At 70.6% G+C, this 19,111-nt stretch carries 17 protein-coding genes; 8 read left to right on the forward strand and 9 right to left on the reverse strand.

Translation table 11 applies throughout. From position 1 onward, the window contains the following. Positions 1-18: 18 nt before the first annotated feature. Positions 19-1,512, reverse strand: a complete 1,494-nt coding sequence (locus AB7I40_RS03440) for a serine/threonine-protein kinase (protein WP_428343647.1) — start codon at positions 1,510-1,512, stop codon at positions 19-21. A 63-nt stretch (positions 1,513-1,575) separates the two neighbouring features. Between AB7I40_RS03440 and AB7I40_RS03445 the strand changes: the two genes are divergently transcribed. The 3 genes from AB7I40_RS03445 (at position 1,576) to AB7I40_RS03455 (ending at position 4,584) form a co-directional block, all read left to right on the forward strand. Then, positions 1,576-2,313, forward strand: coding sequence for a hypothetical protein (locus AB7I40_RS03445; RefSeq protein ID WP_428343648.1), 738 nt, complete (start codon positions 1,576-1,578; stop codon positions 2,311-2,313). Positions 2,314-2,412: 99 nt separating this feature from the next. Continuing rightward, positions 2,413-3,174: a hypothetical protein gene (locus AB7I40_RS03450; protein ID WP_428343649.1), complete on the forward strand. Its 762-nt coding sequence runs from the start codon at positions 2,413-2,415 to the stop codon at positions 3,172-3,174. Positions 3,175-3,207: 33 nt separating this feature from the next. Continuing rightward, positions 3,208-4,584 carry a pyridoxal phosphate-dependent decarboxylase family protein gene (locus AB7I40_RS03455; RefSeq protein WP_428343650.1) on the forward strand — a complete coding sequence of 459 codons (1,377 nt, stop codon included), beginning with the start codon at positions 3,208-3,210 and terminating at the stop codon, positions 4,582-4,584. Here the strand turns inward: AB7I40_RS03455 and AB7I40_RS03460 are convergent, their stop codons facing one another. From AB7I40_RS03460 to rsmI, 6 genes are all read right to left on the reverse strand, one after another. Continuing rightward, positions 4,585-6,372 (reverse strand): ABC-F family ATP-binding cassette domain-containing protein, encoded by a 1,788-nt coding sequence (locus tag AB7I40_RS03460; RefSeq protein ID WP_428343651.1) that lies wholly within the window; start codon positions 6,370-6,372, stop codon positions 4,585-4,587. After that, positions 6,372-7,289 carry a 4-(cytidine 5'-diphospho)-2-C-methyl-D-erythritol kinase gene (locus AB7I40_RS03465; protein ID WP_428343652.1) on the reverse strand — a complete coding sequence of 306 codons (918 nt, stop codon included), beginning with the start codon at positions 7,287-7,289 and terminating at the stop codon, positions 6,372-6,374. The genes AB7I40_RS03460 and AB7I40_RS03465 overlap by 1 nt, the downstream gene beginning before the upstream one ends. Next, positions 7,286-8,155, reverse strand: a complete 870-nt coding sequence (gene rsmA, locus AB7I40_RS03470; RefSeq protein ID WP_428343653.1) for a 16S rRNA (adenine(1518)-N(6)/adenine(1519)-N(6))-dimethyltransferase RsmA — start codon at positions 8,153-8,155, stop codon at positions 7,286-7,288. Before rsmA ends, AB7I40_RS03465 begins: the two co-directional genes overlap by 4 nt. Before the next feature lie 91 nt (positions 8,156-8,246). Then, positions 8,247-9,377, reverse strand: a complete 1,131-nt coding sequence (locus tag AB7I40_RS03475; RefSeq protein WP_428343654.1) for a transglycosylase family protein — start codon at positions 9,375-9,377, stop codon at positions 8,247-8,249. Positions 9,378-9,555: 178 nt separating this feature from the next. Next, positions 9,556-10,383 (reverse strand): TatD family hydrolase, encoded by an 828-nt coding sequence (locus AB7I40_RS03480; protein ID WP_428343655.1) that lies wholly within the window; start codon positions 10,381-10,383, stop codon positions 9,556-9,558. Then, the gene (gene rsmI / locus AB7I40_RS03485; protein ID WP_428343656.1) at positions 10,370-11,233 is read right to left on the reverse strand and encodes a 16S rRNA (cytidine(1402)-2'-O)-methyltransferase; all 864 of its coding nucleotides are present in this window, start codon (positions 11,231-11,233) and stop codon (positions 10,370-10,372) included. The genes AB7I40_RS03480 and rsmI overlap by 14 nt, the downstream gene beginning before the upstream one ends. Positions 11,234-11,280: 47 nt before the next feature. Between rsmI and AB7I40_RS03490 the strand changes: the two genes are divergently transcribed. Continuing rightward, positions 11,281-12,906: a dolichyl-phosphate-mannose--protein mannosyltransferase gene (locus tag AB7I40_RS03490; protein ID WP_428344287.1), complete on the forward strand. Its 1,626-nt coding sequence runs from the start codon at positions 11,281-11,283 to the stop codon at positions 12,904-12,906. 18 nt (positions 12,907-12,924) lie between these two features. On the opposite strand, the gene AB7I40_RS03495 is transcribed toward AB7I40_RS03490, so the two are convergent. Beyond that, a complete protein-coding gene (locus AB7I40_RS03495; protein WP_428347916.1) occupies positions 12,925-13,185 on the reverse strand; it encodes a GlsB/YeaQ/YmgE family stress response membrane protein in 261 nt (86 codons plus the stop codon). A 210-nt stretch (positions 13,186-13,395) separates the two neighbouring features. Here AB7I40_RS03495 and AB7I40_RS03500 point away from each other — a divergent pair, with 210 nt between their 5' ends. The 4 genes from AB7I40_RS03500 to AB7I40_RS03515 are packed head-to-tail and all read left to right on the forward strand — an operon-like array spanning position 13,396 to position 17,431. Next, positions 13,396-14,445, forward strand: coding sequence for an iron-siderophore ABC transporter substrate-binding protein (locus AB7I40_RS03500; RefSeq protein WP_428343658.1), 1,050 nt, complete (start codon positions 13,396-13,398; stop codon positions 14,443-14,445). A 27-nt stretch (positions 14,446-14,472) separates the two neighbouring features. After that, positions 14,473-15,534: a FecCD family ABC transporter permease gene (locus tag AB7I40_RS03505; protein ID WP_428343659.1), complete on the forward strand. Its 1,062-nt coding sequence runs from the start codon at positions 14,473-14,475 to the stop codon at positions 15,532-15,534. Beyond that, positions 15,531-16,562: a FecCD family ABC transporter permease gene (locus AB7I40_RS03510; RefSeq protein ID WP_428343660.1), complete on the forward strand. Its 1,032-nt coding sequence runs from the start codon at positions 15,531-15,533 to the stop codon at positions 16,560-16,562. The genes AB7I40_RS03505 and AB7I40_RS03510 overlap by 4 nt, the downstream gene beginning before the upstream one ends. Continuing rightward, on the forward strand, positions 16,559-17,431 hold the full coding sequence (locus AB7I40_RS03515) for an ABC transporter ATP-binding protein (protein ID WP_428343661.1): 873 nt from the start codon (positions 16,559-16,561) through the stop codon (positions 17,429-17,431). The genes AB7I40_RS03510 and AB7I40_RS03515 overlap by 4 nt, the downstream gene beginning before the upstream one ends. On the opposite strand, the gene AB7I40_RS03520 is transcribed toward AB7I40_RS03515, so the two are convergent. After that, positions 17,356-19,065, reverse strand: coding sequence for a metallophosphoesterase family protein (locus AB7I40_RS03520; RefSeq protein ID WP_428343662.1), 1,710 nt, complete (start codon positions 19,063-19,065; stop codon positions 17,356-17,358). The two genes, AB7I40_RS03515 and AB7I40_RS03520, sit on opposite strands and share 76 nt — an antisense overlap. Between the last annotated feature and the right edge of the window lie 46 nt (positions 19,066-19,111).

The raw sequence follows: 19,111 nt of genomic DNA on the forward strand, positions 1-19,111 counted from the left end.
CCGAGCAGTAGATCGTCGTCACCCGAGGGTCGAGATCCCGGTCATCTCGCGCTGCGGCCGGAACCGCAGCGTCCGGTAGCCCACCTCGAGTGCGGCGCGGTTGCTCGCCTCGATCGAGACCGAGAACGGCCAGTCGACGTACGCCGACGCCATCCGGAAGAAGCCCTGGGGGGTGCGCCTGCCGCGCGTCCAGACCAGGCGCGGCGCAGTGGTCGGGCCGGCCACCCGGCTCGGCGTCGAGGAGAACTGGTCGCGGTAGTGCGCCTGCGACGCTGCTGCTGAGGTCCACGTGGAGTAGCGCACCACCCCGCGGGCGCCCCTCGTGCGGTAGCCGCACTCGAAGACGATCTCCTTGCCGGACACCACGCCCTCGACCTCGACGCAACGCGGGTCGTCGACGTCGAGCGACGGCATCGCCCAAGCCAGTCCCTGCGCCCCGGACGGCTGGGAACACGCCGACAGGTCGGCCACCGGGGTGCCGTCCCAGCAGCGCGAGGTGGCGGGCTCAGCGCTCTGGGTGCTCCCGGTGGACGCCCGGGTCGAGGGTTCGTCGCGGGACAGGAGCGCCCAGGAGAGACTGGCGATCAGGGAGATCGCGACCAGGCCTGCGCCGACCTTCCATCCCCACCGTCTCGGAGCCGGGGCCTTCACTGGCCCTGCGAACGGTGACACCACGGTGGTGCGGGTGCGCTCGGCGTCCCGGCTGATCAGCTGCGCCAGGGCACTGGCCAGGTCACGAGCGGAGGCGTAGCGATCAGCAGGCGCCTTCGCCATGGCCGTGCTCAGGATCTCGTTGAGTGCTGTCTCGTCTCCGGGCAGCTGGGGAACCGGCTGGTGCACGTGGGCCTGGGCGACCTCCACGGCCGACCCGTCGTACGGCCTCCTGCCGGTCAGCATGTTCCACAGCAGGCAGCCGGCGGCATAGATGTCGCTGGCTCGTGAGCCCGGAGCTCCCTGGCAGCGCTCGGGGGCCAGGAACGCCCAGGTGCCGGCGGTGCCTTCGGTGGTGGTGTCCAGCGACTCCTCGATCTTGGCGATGCCGAAGTCGCAGAGATAGGCGTGCGCGCCCTCGGCTCGATCCCACAACAGCACGTTGCTGGGCTTCACGTCGCGATGCAGGACTCCCACGTCGTGGGCGTCCGCGAGCGCGGTGCACACCTGGCGGGCGATCTCCAGTGCTGTGCCGCGCGCCACTGGCCCGTTCATGATCCGCAGTCCCAGATCCCCACCCGGCACCAGCTGCGTCGCGAGGAACAGTGAGCCCTCGAACTCCCCGTAGTCGTAGATCGGCACGATGTACGGCGACTGGGCGCTGGCCAGCGCCGCCGCCTCGCGGCGGAACCGGGTGCGATAGTCCACGCTCTGGGCGAGCTGAGGCAACAGGACCTTGAGGGCAACCGCTCGGTCGAGCGCGACCTGATTGGCGACGAAGACCACGCCCATCCCGCCGTGGCCCAGGACTCGCTGCACCTCGTAGGCGCCGAAGGTGTCACCGACCTGGGGGATCCGCACGCTTCTCCTGAACTCCGGGTGGCGAACTGGCCGCTGGGCTCGACAGCGACGATAGTAGAGCCTGTGTCATCCGGGGAGCCCACACCAGCCGCGGAGCCGTTCCTGACCCTCGACTTCGCCGGCGAGATCCACCGAGCCGAACCGGGCGAGCGGCTGAGGGTCGGCAGGTCGGGGGACGTCGCAATCGACGACAACCCGTTCCTGCACCGCGACTTCCTGGTGTTCGAGTGGGCCAACGACATGTGGTGGATCCACAACGTCGGCGCGCGGCTCGCGGCGTACCTCACCGACGAGCGCTACCTCATGCGCAGCACTCTCGCTCCCGGCGGGCGGGTTCCGCTCACCTTCCCCCAGACGTTGGTGACGTTCGCGGCAGGAGAGACGACCTACGAGCTCCGGCTGACGGTCCCCTCGGTGCGCTACGACGCCTCCGGGCCGGATACTCACGAGGCGGGGACCGGACAGCTGACCATCTCGCCCGGCAAGTTCACCGAGTCCCAACTGCTGGCGGTGCTGGCGCTCGCCGAACCGGTCCTCAAGCGCCAGGGCACCGGGTCCGGCGAGATCCCCAGCACCCAGGCCGCCGCCGGGAGACTCGGCTGGAGCGCCAAGCGCTTCGACAAGAAGCTCGAGAACGTGTGCGACAAGCTCTCCCTGGCCGGTGTCCGTGGGCTGCGTGCCGACCGCAACGGCGCGGCCGCCAACCGCCGCCGGCACCTGGTCGAGTACGCCGTCTCGAGCCGGCTGGTCACACCGGACGACCTCCCGCGCCTGGACGCGGCGCAGGCGCCCGACGGCTGACCCGTAGGGCGCATGGGTTCCTCGACCCATCGACAGTGGCGCGGCCCGGTCCGACGCTGTGGGCATCAGCACACAGCAGATCGGACAGAGGAGCACACCATGCACAAGCTCATCGCCGTGGCCGTCGGGGTGCTCTGCCTCTCGATGGCTCCGGCAGTCACCGTCGAGGCAGCCCCCGCGCCCGCCCAGAAGCCGTCGTTCCGGGTGATCGCGTCGGTCGACCGCCACCGCATCATCTCCTCGCAGACCGTCGTGGTCACCGGCACCGTCCGGCCGCTGTCGATCGGCAGCAAGGTGATCCTGCAGAAGCAGTACTCCCCCCGGGGGAAGTGGCGGAAGGTCGCCACCCGCACCATCGACTCCGCCGGAAGGTTCACCCTCACCGACCGGCCGACCACCGGCAAGCCGCGGTGGTACCGCGTGGTCAAGCCGGCCGGCGCGGGCCGCGTGGCGGGCGTGTCGGACCGGATGAAGGTGATCGTCGACCGGTGGGACGGCCGGGTCAGGGCCACCCTCTTCTGGGACGGCTCCCCCAACCTCAACCTCACCGTCTACGACAGCAACTTCGACGAGATCTCCGAGACCTCGCCAGGACCCACCGAGACCGGTGGTCAGATGAGCGCGAACAGCACGATCGGCTGCGGCAGTCCCGGAGCACAGGAGACGGCGTACTGGCCCGGCGCGGACGCACCGTTCGGGACCTATTACATCTCGGTCAACATTCCGCAGAACGACCCCTGCCGCGGCACCGACAAGTCCTGGCGGCTCGAGGTGCGGGTGAACGGCCGACTGGTGAAGTCAACGGTCGGGACCGGCGCCCGGTCCTGGGCCTACGTGTTCGGCGCGGCGACCACCTGGTAGCGACCCGCCGCGCAAGCAGCGAGGATGGCGGTCATGACCGACATCGAGGGGCTCCTGCACCGCGCGGCCCAGGCCGCCGCCGATCACCGGACCGAGGTCCAGCAACGATCGGTGGCGGCCCCGGGTCGACCCGACGACGTCCGGGCGGCTTTCGCCGTACCTCTCGCGGACGACCCGACACCGCCCGAGCAGGTCATCGAGGACCTGATCGGCGCGGCCGCCGGCGGCCTCACCGCCACCACCGGACCGCGCTACTTCGGCTTCGTGATCGGTGGGTCGCTGCCCGCCGCGACCGCCGCCGACGTGCTCGCCGTCGGCTGGGACCAGCCAGCCTTCAACGAGGTCATGTCCCCTGCCGCCGGCGCAGCCGAACGAGCCGCGGCAGCGTGGCTGACGGACCTGCTCGGCCTGCCCGGCACCGCCTCGGCCGGCTTCGTGACCGGAGCGCAGGGCGCCAACAACGTGGGCCTCGCGGTGGGCAGGCACCAGGTCCTGCAACGAGCCGGCTGGGACGTCGAGCGCGACGGCCTCATCGGGGCACCACGGCTGCGCGTGGTCACCAGCGTCGAGCGGCACGCCACGGTCGACCGGGCCCTGCGGCTCCTGGGGCTCGGCACGGCCTGCATCGCGCCCGTCGGCGCCGACGAGAACGGCGCGATCGACGTCCTGGAGCTCGGCGGCGTCCTCGCCGCGGAGCCCGAGACCCCGACCATCGTCTGCCTCCAGGCGGGGAACGTGAACACCGGCGCCTGCGACGACTTCGCCTCGGCGATCCCGCTGGCGCGCGAGTACGACGCCTGGGTGCACGTCGACGGCGCGTTCGGCCTGTGGGCCGCCGCCAGCCCCCGCACCGCCCACCTCGTGGCCGGACTCGACGCGGCCGACTCGTGGGGCACCGACGCCCACAAGTGGCTCAACGTGCCCTACGACTCCGGGCTGGCCTTCTGCGCCGACCCGGTGGCGCATGCCGCGACCATGTCCTACTCGGCGTCGTACCTGGCCGGCTCGGGCGGCAACGACTACGTCCTGGCCGACCTGACCCCGGAGTCCTCTCGCCGGGCCCGAGGGTTCGCGGTGTGGGCCGCGCTGCGCGAGCTCGGCCGCAGCGGGGTGGCCGACCTCGTCGACCGCACCTGTGCGCTGGCGCGACAGTTCGCAGCGGGGCTGCAGGAGGGCGGCGCCACCATCCACAACGACGTGGTGCTCAACCAGGTCCTCGTGGGCTTCGGTGATCCCGCGAAGACCGACGCCATCATCGACGCCGTGCAGCGCGAGGGCACCTGCTGGGTGGGAGGCACCACGTGGCGCGGACAGCGGCTGATCCGCGTCTCGGTGTCCAACTGGTCGACCACCGCCGAGGACGTCGACCGCTCGGTCGCAGCGATCCTGGCGGCGGCCGCCTCGGTCTGACTACTCCAGCGCGTCGGACGCCTCGAGCCACTCGAGCTCCGCGATCTCCTTCTCGGCGTGCAGCTCGTCCAACCGCCGCGTCAGCTTCGCCATCCGGTCGTAGTCGTGCGCATGATCGGCGATCTCCGCGGTGATCGTCGCCTCCTGCTGGGCGATGCGAGCCAACTGCTTGTCGAGCTTCGCGATCAGCTTGCGCGCCGTACGCTCCTCGGCGCTGCCGGCCTTGAGACTCTTCCCGGAGGTGTCCATCTGCGACAGGTCGGCGGGAATCTGAGGTACATCTGCGACAGGTCGCGCCAGGTCGGCGGCTCGGCGCTCGAGATACTCGTCCACCCCGCGCGGCAGCATCGAGATCTGGCCGTCGCCGAGCAGGGCCCAGACCGTGTCGCAGACCCGTTCGAGGAAGTAGCGGTCGTGCGAGACCACCACCAGCGTGCCGGGCCACCGGTCCAGGAAGTCCTCCAGGACGTTGAGCGTGTCGATGTCGAGGTCGTTGGTGGGCTCATCGAGCAGCAGCACGTTGGGCTCGGTCAGCAACAGACGCAGCAGCTGGAAGCGACGCCGCTCGCCACCGGACAGGTCGCCCAGCCGAGCGGTGAGCCGGTCGCCGACGAAGCCGAAGCGCTCCAGCATCGACGTCGCGGTGATCTCACCGTCCACGGTCTTGGTCACCCGCCGGATCGCCTCGATCGAGGGCAGCACACGGGCATCGGGATCGATCTCGTCGAGCTGCTGGGTCAGGTGCTGCAGCACCACGGTCTTGCCCTGCTTCACCCGGCCGACGTCCGGCGCGAGGGTGCCGGCGAGCAGGGACAGCACCGACGTCTTCCCGGCCCCGTTGACCCCGACGATCCCGACCCGGTCGCCGGGCCCGAGCCGCCACGTGGCGTGCGACAGCAGCTGGCGCGGACCGCGGGTCAGGTCGACGTCCTCGATGTCCAGGACGTCCTTGCCCAGTCGCTGGGTGGCGAAGTTCTGCAGCTCCATCCGATCACGCGCCGGGGGCACGTCGGCGATGAGGGCGTTGGCCGCCTCGATCCGGAACTTCGGCTTGGAGGTGCGCGCCGGCGGCCCGCGTCGCAACCAGGCCAGCTCCTTGCGGGCCAGGTTGGCCCGACGGGTCTCCGAGGCCGACTCCTGCCGGGTGCGCTCGGACTTGGCCAGCACGAACGCGGCGTAGCCGCCCTCGTAGGCGTCGACCACCCCGTCGTGGACCTCCCACGTCGACTGACAGACCTCGTCGAGGAACCAGCGGTCGTGGGTCACCACCACCAGCGCCGAGGTGCGCTTCACGACATGCTGGGCGAGCCAGGCAACGGCCTCCACGTCCAGGTGGTTGGTGGGCTCGTCGAGGATGATCAGGTCGTGGTGGTCGAGCAGCAGCGCCGCCAGCGAGCAGCGTCGACGCTCCCCGCCCGAGAGGCCCAGGACCGCGCGGTCCAGGCTCACCCCCGCGAGGAGCACCTCGACCACCTCGCGGGTGGTGGAGTCGGCCGCCCACTCGTGGTCGGACTTGCCGGCCAGCACGGCCTCACGCACGCTGTGGGTGTCGACCAGCTCGTCGCCCTGGTGCAGGTAGCCGATGGTCAGGCCGCGGGCCCGCGACACCCGCCCCGTGTCAGCCTCCTCGAGACCGCTCATCACCTCCAGCAGCGTGGTCTTGCCGTCACCGTTGCGCCCCACGATGCCGATCCGCTCCCCCGCCCCGATCCCCAGGGACACGTCGGTGAGCAGCGGGCGGACGCCGTACGACTTGGAGACGCGCTCCAGGTTGATCAGATTGGCCATCAGAGACTCACCAGGGTGGCCCCGGAGACCGGTCCGGGGGCGGCCAGGGCGATCTCGTGGCCCGCTCCGAGCAGGTCGGCACCCAGGTGGCGGGCACTGTCGGCGTCCTCGGCCAGGAAGACCACGGTCGGGCCGGACCCCGAGATGATGCCCCGCAGCGCTCCGGCTGCCTCGCCCTCCTCGATCAACCGGGCCAGGTCCGGACGCAGGTCGAGCGCGGCGTCCTGCAGGTCGTTGTGCAGCGACCGCGCCAGCAGCAGGGGCTCGCCGCTCGCCAGCGCCGCGAGGACCGCCTCGATGCCCTTGGGCTCGGGGTCCGCGTCGGGGAAGAGCCGGTCGAAGTGGCGGTAGACCTCAGGGGTCGACAGGCCGTCGCGCGACGTCACGGCCACCCACCACCAGGTGCCCGGGTCGTCCACCGGCTCGACCAGCTCGCCTCGCCCGGTGCCGATGGCGGTGCCGCCCATGAGCGCGAAGGGCACGTCGCTGCCCAGGCCGGCCGCGATCTCGAGCAGATCCTCGTCGCTGGTCTGCAGGCCGAAGAGACGATCGAGCGCCACCAGGGCGCCCGCCGCGTCCGCGGACCCGCCGGCGAGACCGCCGGCCACCGGGATGTTCTTGTCGATCTGGACAGCAGCCACCAGGTCGCGGCCGTGCCGCTCGCCCAGCGCCCGCGCCGCGTGGTGCACGATGTTGTCGATCAACGGGATCGCCTCGGCGTTCACGTGCTCGGCCGTCTCGAGGCTGAGGTTCCAGGTCGGGGAGCGGCGCACGGTGACGTCGTCGTAGAGACCGATCGCCTGGTAGACCGTCGACAACGGGTGGAAACCGTCCTCGCGCGGCGCCCCCACCCCGAGGTGCAGGTTGACCTTCGCAGCGGTGCGCACGGAGATCGACCGGGTGACTCCCGCGCTCATCGGCCCAGCTCCTCGGCGACGCGCGCGAACTGGTGGACGTCGATCACCTCGCCGCGGGCGGTCGGATCCACTCCGGCCCGCAGCAAGGCGGCCTCGGCGGCCTCGGCCGAACCTGCGACGTCCTTGAGCGTGGAGCGCAGCATCTTGCGTCGGTGCGCGAAGGCGGCATCGATGACGGTGAACACCTGTTCTCTCGTTGCAGTCGTGAGCGGCGGTTCGCGGCGACTCCAGGCCACCAGCCCGGAGTCCACGTTGGGTGCGGGCCAGAAGACGTTGCGCCCGACCGCGCCGGCCCGGCGCACGTCGGCGTACCAGGCGGCCTTGACCGACGGGACGCCGTACACCTTGGAACCGGGGCCGGCCGCGAGCCGGTCGGCGACCTCGGCCTGCACCATCACCAGCCCTCGTTCCAGGGTCGGCAGCAGCGACATCAGGTGCAGCAGCACCGGCACCGAGACGTTGTAGGGCAGGTTGGCGACCAGGGCTGTGGGCTGCGGGTCCGGCAGCGCCTCGATCCGCAGGGCGTCGGCGTGGATCACCTCGAAGGAGTCGAGCTGGTCCGGGGCGTTGGCAGCGATCGTGTCCGGGAGGGTCCTGGCCAGGTCGTCGTCGATCTCCACGGCGACCACGTGACGCGCCACTGCGAGCAGGGCCAGGGTGAGCGAACCCAGGCCCGGACCCACTTCGAGGACCACGTCATCGGGGCCGATCCCCGACTCCCGCACGATGCGGCGCACCGTGTTGGCGTCGATGACGAAGTTCTGGCCCTTCTGCTTGGTCGGTCTCAGGTCGAGCGCGGCAGCCAGGGAACGCACTTCCGCCGGACCGAGGAGTCTCGGCCCGGCGGAGAGCGGTTCTGCAGGCATGGTTTCGAGCCTAGTGGGCGATCACCCAACGGACGTGATCGTGGTGGATCGCAGTCACCTGGTGACTGGGATCAACCGCGGAGGACCACCCTCAGCGGGGCAGCCCGAGCTTGGCGGCACAGCCCGGCCAGGCGCCGTACCCACCACTGGCGTCGCGCAGCTTGGTGGCGATCCGGATCTGTTCCTCCCGGCTGTTGTTGCTCGGCAGACCGGAGCCGCCGTAGGCCTGCCAGGTGCCGAGGTTGAACTGGAGGCCGCCGTAGTAGCCGTTGCCGGTGTTGATGGCCCAGTTGCCGCCGGACTCGCACTGCGCCAGCGCGTCCCACACGGTGTTGCCGCCGGCGAAGTTGGTGCTGGACTGCTCCTTGGTGCCGACGGTGACGAGCTCGGAGACCGGCTTGCGGGTGACCGTGGCGCTGACCACCTTGGTGACCGCCAGCTTGCCGTTGCGGAACACCAGGCGATAGGTGACGTCGCGGCGACCCTCGACCCCGGCGCGCTCGACGCTGTCGTCGCCCTCGTAGGCCGAGGAGTCCTCGGTCTCGACGGTGTCGAAGGCGATGGCCTCGTCCTTGACGGACTTGGTGACGATGCGGATGCGGGTGACCACGACCTTGGTGCCGTCGGTGATCGGGGTGGTGAGGGCGGGCTTGACCTTGTCGTCGCGATCGACGTCGACGCCGAGCTCGCGCAGCGCGTCCTGGACGGTGAGTACGGCGAGGCTGCGGCTGACGACCTTGCCCCGGCCGACCTTGATGGTGAGCGTCTTGGGAGTGGTCACCGACAGACGCATGCCGTCGCGGCTGATCTCGGCACCACGGCTGGTCGACAGGTCGGCACCGGTGAAGGTGCGCCCGATCTGGGCCAGCGCACTGTTCACGTCGGTGGCCGTGACCCAGTAGGTCTGGGGCTGCCCGTCGACGTTGAGCTCGAGCTCACGACCGAAGCGGACCGTGATCCGGTCTCCGTCCTCGACCTCCTCGTCCACCGAGGGAGCCACCACGTCGTGCTCAGTCACGTCGATGCCCTCGGCGTCCAGCACGTCACCGACGGTGCTGCCCAGCGCGCTGACCTGCTGGGCCTGTCCGTCGAGGGACAGGGTGACGCTCTTGCTCATCTTCGCGTAGCCGAAGGTGGTGCCGGCCACGGCAAGGATGACGGTCGCCACGAGGGCGATGAGGGCGATGCGGCTGTTGATGAGCCGTGCGATGGTGCGGCGCACATGTGTCCTGACGTCGTACTCTCCGGGCCTCGGGTGCGGTGCGCGGACGCACTGCGGTGCAACGTGTTCTCCCGATCCCGGCCAACAGTCACAAGACGATAACGGGGTCTGGAGCGATCGCAAACTCCCCGGAGGCCCTGATTCGGGGTCCGTGACGGAGGTCTCCCTCCACCTGTATCTACCAACCACCGCCGAAAACGGCCTCAGTGGTGGCCTCCACCTCCACGCAGAGCTCGGCGAGATCCGCTCCGCGCACCTGTGCCATGAACCGCATCGTGAGCGGGATCAGGTACGACGCGTTGGGCCGTCCGCGGTAGGGCGTCGGCGTCAGGAAGGGCGCATCGGTCTCGACCAGGACGCGGTCGCGCGGACTGAGTTTCAGCGCCTCCCGTTGAGGATCGGCGTTCTTGAAGGTCACGGTGCCGGCGAAGCTCAGGTGCGCTCCCCGATCCAGGCAACGACGCGCGAAGTCGGCGTCACCGGAGAAGCAGTGCATCACCCAGCGCTCCGGCGCCCCCTCCTCGTCAATGACCTTCAGCACGTCGTCGTGGGCGTCGCGGTCGTGGATGACCAGCGTCTTGTCCAGGCGCTTGGCCAGGTCGATGTGGCGGCGAAAACTCTCCACCTGCACGTCTCGCCCCTCGGGACCGGTGCGGAAATGGTCCAGTCCGGTCTCGCCGATCGCGCGGACCCGCTCGCTGCTGCGGGCCAGGGCCTCGATCTCGACCATGGCGGCATCCAGGTCCGCCAGCCGTGGGGCCTCGTTGGGATGGATCGCGACGCCGGCCACCAGGGCGTCGTGCTTGTCGGCGGCCGCGACGGCCCATCGGGCGGTCGGGAGGTCACAGCCGATCTGCACGATCCGAGTCACGTTGACCGCTGCCGCCGACGCGATCGCGTCCTCGACCTCGAGCGGGTCACCGACGTGGATGTCGAGGTGGCAGTGGTTGTCGATCACCGGGTGCGGCAACGGCTCCGGCGCCGGCGGACGGTCAGGAGTGGACAAGGTTGTAGACCTCCCGCTTCGGCACGCCGGCCTCGCGGGCAGCGGCCAGGATCGCGTCCTTGCGACTGAGCCCGGCCGCCTCCTTGGCGGCCACCGCCGCCTTGAGGCTCGCCGGGTCGTCGGGCAACAGGACCGTGACCGCACCGGACACCACGATGGTCACCTCGCCGCGCACCCCCTCGCCAGCCCAGGCGACCAGCTCGGCCAGCGGCCCGCGCCGTACCTCCTCATGGGTCTTGGTCAGCTCACGGCACACCGCAGCCGCCCGGTCGTCGCCGAAGGCCTCGGCCATCGCGGTCAACGCGGCCTCGGTGCGGTGCGGTGCCTCGAAGAAGACCATCGTGCGCTCCTCGGCGGCCAGGGTCCCCAGCCGCCGGGACCGCTCACCAGCCTTGCGGGGCAGGAAGCCCTCGAAGCAGAACCGGTCGACCGGCAACCCCGAGACGGCCAGGGCGGTCAGCACCGCGGACGGCCCGGGGACGGCCGTCACGGTGACGTCGTGCTCGACCGCTGCGGCCACCAACCGGTAGCCCGGGTCGGACACCGACGGCATCCCCGCGTCGGTCACGAGCACCACCCGCTGGCCGGCGAGCAGCGCCTCCAGCAGGACCGGCGTACGCGCCGTCTCGTTGCCCTCGAAGTAGGAGACCACCCGAGCCGTGAGGCTCAGCCCGAGGTCTGAGGTGAGCCGCTTGAAGCGCCGGGTGTCCTCGGCGGCGATGACGTCGGCGCCGAGGAGCTCCTGGGCCAGACGCGGCGGGGCGTCGCCCACCTGCCCGATCGGGGTCGCGGCCAGGACCAGGACTCCGGGCCCGGCCGGCTCCCCGGTCGTCTCCCCTGTGCTCGTCATGCCTCGATCATGTCAGCCACGGTCGTAAGGTTCTGCTCGTGACCGTCATGGAGGGGCTCTCGCGCACCGCAGACGGCGACAGCGTCCCACCGGCCCCGGAGCGGGCGCGCGGACGACTCCCTCGCGAGGACCCGTTCGTGGGGTGGGCGTGTGCGATCGGGATCTCGCTGCTGGCCCTCTTCCTTCGGCTGTGGCGGCTCGGGACCCCTCACGCGATGCAGTTCGACGAGACCTACTACGCCAAGGACGCCTGGTCGCTGCTGCACTTCGGCTACACGCGGGAGTACGTCGACGGTGCCGACGCCAAGATCCTCGCCGGCCGTACGACGGGGATCTGGCAGGACGACCCGTCGATGACCGTGCACCCCGAGGTCGGCAAGTGGATGATCGCGCTGGGCGAGAAGGCGTTCGGGATGGACCCCTTCGGCTGGCGGGTGGCCGCCGCGGTGGTCGGATCCCTCATGGTCCTGGTGATGTGCCGCCTGGCGCGCAGGCTCACCGGGTCCACGCTGCTGGGGTGTGTGGCCGGGCTGCTGCTGTGCTTCGACGGGCTGCAGCTGGTGCTGTCGCGGTTGGCGCTGCTCGACATCTTCGAGGCCTTCTTCATCCTGTGTGCCGTTGCCGCCTGCGTGAACGACCGCGACTGGATGAGACGCCGGCTGTCCCGGGTGCCGCTCCAGCCCGACTCCTTCGGCCCGGTGCTGTGGTTGCGCCCCTGGCTGCTGGTCGCGGGGGTGAGTTTCGGACTGGCCTGTGGCACCAAGTGGGGTGCCGCGACGGTGCTGGCCGGCTTCGGTGTCCTGGTCTGGGTCTGGGCGGCCGGGGCTCGACGCTCCTTCGGGGTCCGGTGGGCGCTGCCCAAGGCGCTCCTGGTGGACGCGCCGGTGGCGTTCGTGCACCTCGTGGTGGTGGCCTTCGTGGTCTACGTCGCGACCTGGACGGGGTGGCTGATGCATGCCCACCAGTTCGAGGAGCACCTCTCGAACACCCAGTACACCCAGTTCGACGGCGGGAAGCAGTGGCCCACGGCGACCGAGCCCGACGCCGACGGGGTGGTCGCGGAGACGTGGCAGTCGCTGCGGTCGCTGTACTTCTACCACCAGGACGTGCTGACCTTCCACACCCATTTCCTCAACGACAGCACCCACACCTACCAGTCCAAGCCGCTCGGCTGGCTCTTCCTCAACCGCCCGGTCGGGGTGGACGCGCAACTGAAGATCAAGCCCGGCGAACAGGGGTGCGACGCCCCGGCTGACAGCGACTGCCTGCGCCAGGTGCTGCTGATCGGCACCCCGGTGCTGTGGTGGGGCGGGGTGGTGGCGCTGCTCTACGCCGTGTTCGGCTGGGTGGCCAGGCGCGACTGGCGCTACGGGGTCATCGTCGTCGGGGTGGCCACGACCTGGTTGCCGTGGTTCCGCTACGACGACCGGCCGATCTTCCTGTTCTACGCGATCAACATCCTGCCGTTCACCGTCCTGGCCCTGACGATGCTGATGGGCCGGCTGCTGTCAGCACCGGGCCCGTCACCCCGCCGTACTGCCGGAACGATCGTGGCGGGATCGTTCTTCGTCCTCGTGGTGCTGAACTTCGCGTGGTTCTGGCCGATCTGGACCGACGGACTGCTGACCCACGCCGAGTGGATGACCCGGATCTGGTTCTCCCGCTGGATCTGACCTCGCGAGGTGAAGGCGTCAGGCCGCGCTGCGGCTCTGCCACCAACGCCAGCCGGCGGTCACGATGATCGCGCCGATCAGGGAACCGATGATGCCGCTGGGTCGGATCTCGATCCCGTCACCGGCGAGCAGGCTGACGAGCAGGCCGCCGACGAAAGATCCGATCAGTCCCGACGCGAAGGCCATCGCCCAGTCGATCCCCTGGGGAGACTTGCCGAGGATGAGCTGTGCGCCGGCTCCGATGAGCATGCCGAACAAGATGATGGCGATGATGAGCATGCCGGGAGCCTAGGGCAATCCCGACATGTCAGGCAGTCGCGGGCTGCGGGTTTCCCCGGTCGACCGGGGTTTCGGGCGGTTGTCAGCCATTGCAACGGCTGACAACCGCGAGTTTCCCCGGTCGACCGGGGAAACCCGCGGACCCCGTGTAGACCCCGGGCATCCGGACTTGTTAGGTTAGGCTTCCCTAACCTACGAAAGGCCCTTCAGATGAGCCTCCACCGTGTCCTGGCCGCAGGTGCCTCGACGGCCGCCCTCCTCGTCCTTGCCGGCTGCGGATCGTCGAGCGACGACGAGGCGGACGCCGGCGCCGACGGCGCGGCCAACGAGAGTACGGCGCAGTTCCCGATCACCATCGAGCACGTGTACGGCGAGACCGTGATCGAGGAGAAGCCCGAGCGCATCGCCACCGTCGCCTGGTCCAACCACGAGGTACCACTCGCGCTGGGCGTCGTCCCGGTCGGGATGAGCGAGGCAGCGTGGGGCGACGACGACGGGGACGGCGTACTGCCCTGGGTGGAGGAGCGGCTGGAGGACCTGGACGCCGACACCCCGGTGCTCTTCGACGAGACCGAGGGCATCGACTTCGAGGCGGTCGCCGACACGGCGCCTGACGTCATCCTGGCCTCCTACTCCGGCCTGACCCAGGAGGAGTACGACCAGCTCAGCAAGATCGCGCCGGTCGTCGCCTACCCCGAGGTCGCGTGGGGCACCTCGGTGCAGGACATGATCCGCATGAACAGCGAGGCCATCGGCCTGGGGGCCGAGGGCGAGCAGCTGATCGAGGACCTCGACGCCGAGGTCGCCGAGTCCTTCGAGGCGCACCCCGCCCTGGCCGGCAAGAACGCGGTCTTCACCTATATCGACCCCGCCGATCTCAGCCAGATCGGCTTCTACACCACGCACGACACCCGCCCGGGCTTCCTGGAGTCGGTGGGCATGGGCACTCCTGCGGTGGTCGCGGAGGCCTCGGCGGGCACCGAGGAGTTCTACACGACCGTGAGCTCGGAGCGGGCCGACGAGTTCGACGACGTCGACCTCTTCATCACTTACGGCGACGCCGAGGGCAAGCAGCTGAAGGCACTCCAGGCCGACCCGTTGATCGGCAGGATCTCGGCTGTGGAGAGCGGCTCCGTGGCCACCCTGGTCGACTCCACGCCGCTGGCCGCCATGGCCAACCCGTCCCCGTTGTCGATCCCGTGGGGCATCGACGACTACTTCTCCTTGATGTCCGAGGCCCTCGAGAACGGCCAGGGCTGACCGGACGAGGACGTCGAAGGCATCCGCATGGTCGTGGCCAGCCCGGAGAGGTCGCGGGAGCTCGCTGCACGGCGAGCCCCCGCGACCACCCGCCTGCTGTGGGTGGGACTCGCGCTCACCCTGATGGTGCTGGCGGCCCTCGCCTCGGTGGCCTTCGGGGCCCGGGTGGTCGGCCCGCACGACCTGGTCGGCGGCCTGGTCGGGGTGGTGACCGGCGACGGTTCGGGTGACAGCATCGCGCAGGCCGCGGTGGAGAAGAGGGTGCCGCGGACCCTGCTCGCGCTGATCGCCGGCGCCGCCCTCGGCCTCTCCGGGGCGGTGATGCAGGGCGTCACCCGCAATCCGCTGGCCGACCCCGGCATCCTCGGTGTCACCACGGGCGCCGCCCTGTCGGTGGTCGTCGGCATCGCGTTCTTCGGGCTCGCCTCGCCGAGTGCCTACATCTGGGTGGCCATCGGCGGCGGCGCGGTCGCTGCGCTCTTCGTGTACGCCGTGGGCTCGCTCGGCCGGGGCGGTGCCACCCCGCTGAAGCTGACCCTGGCCGGGGCCGCCACGTCGGCGGCCCTGAGCTCGCTGATCAGTGCGATCCTGCTCCCGCGCATCGACGTCATGAACCAGTTCCGGTTCTGGCAGATCGGCGGTGTCGGCGGGGCGTCGTACGACAAGCTGGGCCTGGTGCTGCCGTTCCTGGTGGTCGGTGCCGTGATCAGCCTGGCCGCCGCACGGGGGCTCAACTCGCTGGCCCTCGGCGACGACGTCGCTGCCGGGCTCGGCGAGAAAGTGACCCGCACCCGGCTGCTGGCGGCCGTGGGTGCGGTGACGCTCTGTGGGGCCGTGACCGCGGTGGCCGGGCCCATCGGGTTCGTGGGACTGGTGGTCCCACACCTGTGTCGGCTCCTCATCGGCATCGACCACCGATGGCTGCTGCCAGCGTCGATGATCGTCGGCGCGGCCCTGCTCACCAGCGCGGACGTCGTGGGCCGGGTGGTGGCTCGCCCGTCGGAGGTCGACGTCGGCATCGTCACCGCGTTCATCGGAGCGCCGGTCTTCATCTCCATCGTGCGCAACCAGAAGCTGAGGTCCCTGTGAGCACCAGCGCCCTGACGTTCAGCAGGGCCCGGACCCGCCGGGCCCGCCGCCGCGGGTCGATCTCGCTCGGGCTGCTGGCCCTGCTCGGGGTGCTCTTCGTGGTCAGCCTGATGGTGGGGCAGACCTTCTACTCCCTCGACGAGGTGGTCCGGGTCATCATGGGCCAGCCCGTGCCCGGCGCCTCCTTCACCGTCGGTGAGCTGCGCCTGCCCCGGGCCGGTCTCGCGGTGCTGGCCGGTGCCTCCTTCGGCCTGTCCGGGGTCACCTTCCAGACCATGCTCCGCAACCCGTTGGCCTCCCCCGACATCATCGGCATCAGCTCCGGCGCGAGCGCCGCAGCGGTGATCGGGATCGTCGTCCTGTCCTGGAGCGAGACGACGATCTCGATCATGGCGGTGCTCGCGGCGCTGGCCACGGCGATGCTGATCTACGTCCTGTCCTTCAAGGACGGCGTGGTCGGCACCCGGCTCATCCTCATCGGCATCGGGATCGCGGCCATGCTGGACAGCATCGTGGCCTATGTCATCGTCCGGGCCGCCCAGTGGGACCTGCAGACGGCGATGCAATGGCTGACCGGCAGCCTGAACGGGGCGACCTGGGCGCAGGTCACCCCGCTCGCGCTGGCCGGCGCCGTCTTCGCGCCCCTGCTGTTGGCCCAGGCCGGCAACCTGACCTTGATGCAGCAGGGTGATGACTCGGCCACGGCGCTCGGGGTGCGGGTGGAGCGCACCCGGCTCCTCACGATCCTGGCTGCCGTCGCCTTGATCTCGTTCGCGACCGCCGCTGCCGGTCCGATCGCCTTCGTGGCGTTCCTGTCGGGGCCGATCGCGGCCCGCATCGTGGGCGGCGGTGGGTCCCTCATGGTGCCGGCCGCCCTCGTGGGGGCCTTGCTGGTCACCGGAGCCGACCTCCTGGGCCAGTACGCCTTCGGCACCCGCTACCCCGTCGGCGTCATCACCGGGGCGCTCGGGGCGCCCTACCTGGTCTACCTCCTTGTCCGCACCAACCGAGCCGGGGGCTCCCTGTGACCGATGCTCATTGCCTCACCGTCGAGAACGTCACCCTCGGCTACGGCGACCGCGTGGTGGTCGATGCCCTCGACCTCGCCGTACCGCCCGGCGCGATCACCGCGATCGTCGGCGCCAACGCCTGCGGCAAGTCCACGCTGCTGCGGGCCATGTCCCGACTCCTCAGGCCCCGGCACGGCCAGGTGCTGCTCGACGGCAGGGACCTGCATCGCCTCAACACCAAGGAGGTGGCTCGCACCCTCGGACTGCTGCCCCAGTCGCCCCTCGCCCCCGAGGGCATCGTCGTGGGCGACCTGGTGGCCCGGGGCCGGCACCCGCACCAGCAGCTGTTGACCCGCTGGGGCAGCGCCGACGACGCAGCGGTCGCGGCCGCCCTCGACCTCACCGACACCACGGGACTCGCCGACCGCTCGGTCGACGAGCTCTCCGGCGGCCAGCGCCAGCGCGTCTGGATCGCCATGGCCCTGGCCCAGCAGACCGACATCCTGCTGCTCGATGAGCCCACGACCTTCCTGGACGTGAGCCACCAGATCGACGTGCTCGACCTGCTCACCGACCTCAACCGCGACCACGGCACCACGATCGTCATGGTCCTGCACGACCTCAACCTCGCGGCCAGGTACGCCGACCACCTCGTCGCCGTCGCCCGGGGCCAGGTGCACGCTGCCGGGGACCCTGCCGACGTCCTCACCACCACGGTGGTCCGCGACGTGTTCGGCATGGACAGCCAGGTCATCCCCGATCCGGTGTCCGGCAGGCCGATGGTGCTGCCCATCGGCCGGCATCACGCGGGTCAGGGGCCCAACGAGGTGCCGCCGACGTCCACGCGGGGCAGCACGGTCACGACACCGTCGGGGGCGAAGCTGTAGACCTGGTAGCCGGTGACCAGCCCGGACTCCTCGTCGAGGAACACCACCGGGAAGGAGGCCTCCTGCAGGGGACGTGACCACGGCGTGGAGAAGCGCCCGATCGTCGGCGACGCGACGGCTCCACCGGAGGTGTCCAGCTCCATGACCAGGGTCCAGCTGCCGTCGGAGTTCCAGACCACTCGCGGTTCGACCGATCGGTGCCAGTGCCCGTAGAAGACGGCGGCGGCCGGGACGTCGTCGATGTCGTCCTCCTGCGGGATCGTCGCACTGCCCCGCGCGTCGAGGAAGGCCCGCATGTCGTCGACGCCGAGGAACGCCTGAGCGGCATAGGCCTCGTGCACGAGGACCAGGTCGGGCCGTTCGTCCTGGGCCGCCTCCCGCAATCGGGTCCCCAGGTCGGTCTGGGTCTCCTCGCCCCGCAACCGGGTCGCGCCGAACAGCTCCGAACGCGCCGGGTCGCCGTCACCCAGCACACGGACCCCGCCCAGCTCCTGGACCGCACCGGACAGGACCGTCATCCCCGCCTCCTCCATCTGCGCGGCACTGACCTCGGACTCGTGGTTGCCGGTCACCGCCGCGATGGGAGCACCGTCGGCGATGGCGGCCTCGTCGGCGATGCAGCCGCCCTCCGCAGCCGTGCCGTTCGTGGTGAGGTCGCCGGTGACGGCCAGCAGTGCCGGGACATCCTCCCCGAACTGGTCGCGCAGCATCGACACGACCTGGGACTGGAGCCGGATCATCGTGGTGTTGCAGTGCATGTCGGACTGCATCAGGACAGCCCGCTCACCGGGGCGGGGGCCCTGCATCGACGTGGCCGCTGCCTCCAGGCCGCTGGCCGCCACCGCCGCGTAGTCCCGCTCCTGGTCCTCCTGGCGCTGCACCAGACTCTGCACCTTGGGCACCACACCGCCGAGCACCGCGCGCAGGATCGGGCTGTCCGTCGTACTGCCTGCCGCGACCGTCCCGTCGAGCGCCGGAAGTGCATAGGTCCCGGGCCCCTCCCCGGCTCCCGCCGCGCCGGTGCGCAACAGGACCGTGGACAGGGTCGCGCTGACGGCCAGCACCAGCAGGACGACCAGGGTGGAGCGCAGCACCTTCACGCGCGGGGTTCCCTCGCGCCGCCAGGCGAACAGGGACGACAGCAGCAGCACGACCAGCCCGCCGACCCCCGCCACGATCAGCTCGGTCACCAGGAACATGTGCCGGAACTCGGCAACGACCAGGTCGACGTATCCCTGGACGGCACGTTCGGGATCGTGGAACAGCCCGGTGTAGAGCTCCAGCATCTCGGGGGTGACGTAGGAGGCCAGGTCTCCGTCCCCCGCTCCCGGATCGCCCGGCCCGTTGACGGTGGCCACGACCCCGATCGGGCCGCGCGAGAGCGGCACGTAGGCGGTCCCGGCGATCCCCAGCCGGACCTCGCTGTGACCCGACGTGTTCAGGGTGAAGGTCGCGGGTGTGACCCCGATGGTCTCGTGCACGGTCGTCCGGCTGATGGCCCAGGCGAACGACAGCGGGGCAGCCACCACCGCGACGCACAACGCGGCCACCAGGAAGCGAGCGGTCCACGCTCCGGCGGACCTCAGGGTCGCCGAGGGGATCCGCTGTCTCCACGAGTCAGCTCGTCCAGACATGGGGCGACGCTATCCCAGGGGCCGATATCCGGGGTGGTTGCGGCCA

Source organism: Nocardioides sp. (assembly GCF_050246775.1).
Taxonomy (GTDB): Bacteria; Actinomycetota; Actinomycetes; order Propionibacteriales; family Nocardioidaceae; genus Nocardioides.